Annotated in this window: 3 protein-coding genes; 1 reads left to right on the top strand and 2 read right to left on the bottom strand. The window is 46.1% G+C overall.

The window, feature by feature from the left end:
* Positions 1–82: 82 nt before the first annotated feature.
* Positions 83–619, bottom strand: coding sequence for a CvpA family protein (locus KGF70_RS16535; protein WP_050339924.1), 537 nt, complete (start codon positions 617–619; stop codon positions 83–85).
* 169 nt (positions 620–788) lie between these two features.
* Here KGF70_RS16535 and KGF70_RS16540 point away from each other — a divergent pair, with 169 nt between their 5' ends.
* A complete protein-coding gene (locus tag KGF70_RS16540; protein WP_216769618.1) occupies positions 789–1,697 on the top strand; it encodes a metal ABC transporter solute-binding protein, Zn/Mn family in 909 nt (302 codons plus the stop codon).
* Positions 1,698–1,906: 209 nt separating this feature from the next.
* Here the strand turns inward: KGF70_RS16540 and KGF70_RS16545 are convergent, their stop codons facing one another.
* Complete coding sequence (locus tag KGF70_RS16545) at positions 1,907–3,319, bottom strand: MFS transporter (RefSeq protein WP_216769620.1); 1,413 nt, start codon at positions 3,317–3,319, stop codon at positions 1,907–1,909.
* Positions 3,320–3,491: the final 172 nt, after the last annotated feature.

Here is a 3,491-nt window from a genome sequence, read left to right on the forward strand (position 1 = left end):
GGCTGACGAACAGGACACCAACTTGGCACGTTTTAACCATAATTCATGACAAATTAACTAGCGCAATACGTGCTCTCGACGCTTATGAGTCAGATGTCGTTGTTCCGTCGTCGAAATTGACTAGATGACTTAGATACTGACTCGTCAATCCCGGCGTTTGTTTGACAATATATGTCGCTAACGGTGAGTTGTTCATCTGTGTTTGGATAAAATCAGTCTTGACCAAGTTGGCTAGGGATAGTACGACGAAAATAACCAGGTACGTAATCACAAACGCGACCGCACCACCGGCAACACTATTCACTTGTTTGATGACTGGTAGCCAGGTAATGCTGCGTGAGACGCGCCCAAGTAACCGAATCACGGACCACCCCAGCGAAATCAACACGAAGAAGGCAATCAGATTAATAATTAGGGTACTCATGGCTGAACCCTCAATTAAATTCAAGCCAGTCAGTAAATTACTGATTGCTGCGCCCACTGGTTGATAGAGCAACCGTGCAAACAGCAAGACCACCACAGTCCCAATCAGGTGCAACATTTCAATCACGAATCCGCGGTGGAAGCCTCGGAAAATGGCACTGACTAATAATAGTAAAATCACAATCGTAAATATCATCTCAACCCCCACTTTCCGTATTCTAAGTACGCCTATTTTACCAGCTTTCATCAGTTATTTGCCACTTTCAAACTAGGCTAAAGTTTATCTTAAACACTTGACGCACCAAGCTTCTTTCTGTAAAGTGAACAGTAATGGTTACGATTTAAAGAGAATGGGGTAACAAGACATGATTAAGCGACGTAGATGGCTGTTTTTGATCCTGCTATTAGGCATCGGTAGCTTATTAGCAGGCTGCCAAAGCACCACCACATCAAGTCAAACGAGCAATAATAAAATCAATATTCTGACTAGTCTCGATTTTTATGGTCAAACGGCCAAGGCGGTCGCGGGCAAGTATGGTAAAGTCACGGCCATCATCGACCGTCCCAGTGTCGATCCCCATGACTACGAGCCAACCGTTAATACGGCCAAACAAGCCAGTAGCGCGCAGCTCATCATCTATAACGGCCTCGGCTACGATGACTGGATGGAAAAGTTAACCGTCAACAAGCAAGCCAGTGCCCGCGTCATCAACGTCGGCACCTCGGTTGCCAAGAAGGCGGACGGCGCCAACGAACACGTTTGGTACGATCCCACGACGATGCCCAAGTTAGCTACCAAAATTGCGGCGGACCTGTCGAAGATTCAGCCGCAACACAAGCGTTACTTTTACCAGCAAGCCCGAAAATATCAGGCTAGCACTCGGGCCATTACAACCAAAATCAAGCAACTGAAACAGCAAGCTAAGGGTCAGCGCGTCGCAGTCAGTGAACCCGTCTTCGATTATTCACTCAAGGCAATGGGTTATCACATCACGAACAATCATTTTGCCCGGGCCATCGAGGAAGGCACCGACCCGTCCCCGAAGGATATTCAGCAAATGCAACAGGCCATCAAGCACCACCGCATCGCCTTCTTTGTTGAAAACACCCAAAGTGACAGTAACCTAGTCACGAACATGGTCAAATTAGCTAAACAATACGACGTTCCAGTCCTCAAAGTGACTGAAACTCTGCCAGCCAACCAGACGTATGAAAGCTGGATGCTCAGCCAATACAACCAGTTGGCAAAGATTCAGAAAGCCGCGAAGAAATAAGTGGTTAAATAATAAGGCCATCAATCCCAGGAGATGAGATTGATGGCCTTATTTTGGTTGTGACGCAAATGACATGAACCATTTTTGATCACAACCTGTTGTTTAGTTTTGAAAATCTGAGCATACTCTGAACAATCGACTATTGCCAGATTTAGCTATATGAACAAAGCGCGTCTACGCCCTCAGCTTAAGCACCACTAGCAACCGCATCAAGCCTGTTTCCGCCCATCACGCAACAATAACGCGAGAACTAGCCCAACGATTTCGATTCCGAGCATCATCCAAAAGACGGTGTGGTACCCGGTCAAATTAGCGGCTAATGTCGAAGCGCCAGCTTGCTTTTGAGCCAGAGTCACGTTAGAGAGAACCAAGGTCGCCACTGCGACACCAGCTGAGCCCAGAATCTGTCTAACCGTCGTAATAACGGCCGTTCCATGTGAAATCAGCTCGTCTGGCAATGAGTTGGCACCGAGGGTAACCGCTGGCATCATGACAAAGGCATTGCCACCTTCAATCAAGGCTGCCAACAGAATCATCGTGAGCAAGTTGAGCTTGGCATTGACCAACGCTAAAATCAGCCAGCCCAAGACGATCATCGCCATTCCCAATAACATAATTTGCTTATAACCGATCTTTTCAGCGAGTTTCCCTGTCAACGGGTTCAAGATACTGAGGAGCACCGCACCAGGAACCAGTGACATCCCTGAAACGAACGGTGAAACCTTCAGAACACCTTGATAGTACAGTGGGAAGATAATCGTGACCACGATCAGGGCAACATACGAAATTGCAGTCAGGAAAATGGCTAAGTCGTAGTTAAACGTCTTTAAAACTCGTAACTCCAGTAATGGGGTTTCCAAATGGAATTGCCGATACGTGAAGTAGGCCACTGCCAGGATGGAAATAATCAATAAAATCCATGCATAGGTCCAGTTCACGCCAGCCTTACCAATTTCATTAACCACGTACAAAATCCCAGCAAAACCAAGTAACGTGACGATTGAAATCAGGTCTAATTTCGATGGCTTATTCACCATCACATCCTTGATCGTCGCAAAACTAATTAAAATCAGTAATGTCGCAACGGTAATGAAGACCATAAACAGGCCGTGCCAATCGGTAAACTTCAGAACGACCCCTGAAATGATGGGCCCTGAGGCGAGCGCTGACCCCATGACTAGCCCAGCGACCCCCATAGTACTACCACGCTTCTCTTCTGGCGTAATCGTGAGTAAAATTGATTGATATGACGGAAATAGCACACCGACAGCGGTCGCTTTGATCAACCGCCCAATCATCATGACACCAAAACTGGGTGCAAAGTAAATAATTATGGAACCGGCATCAAATAGGACCAGCACCGCTAAGAATAATTTCTTAAAACCAATATTATTGAGTAACCATGGACTAATGGGCATCATGACGACCATCGTCAACATAAAGCCCGTCGTCAGCCATTGAACCGTCGACGCTGAAATGCCGAAATCACGCATAAACGTCGGGTAGACGGTCGATAGTGATGATTGACTGATTGACATCGTCCAAGTCCCCAACAGTAATGTGAAGATGAACCAGAACCGCCGCCGTCCGGTTAACGTTGTGTTTTGACCAGTTGTCTGCATCAAAAACTCCTCCTTCTTACTTTAGAACTATTATCAAGTACTAATATCTATTGTACCATTCTCAACCCCGTTGTACAGGTGATTCGCGAAATCAAAAACAAAAAAGTTTGCCATGCCAAATAAAACAACGTGCACAATTAATAAGTGTTGTTTACCAACTCGCAAATTTGGG

The organism is Lactiplantibacillus sp. 7.2.4 (genome assembly GCF_018991185.1).
GTDB classification, from domain to species: domain Bacteria; phylum Bacillota; class Bacilli; order Lactobacillales; family Lactobacillaceae; genus Lactiplantibacillus; species Lactiplantibacillus pentosus.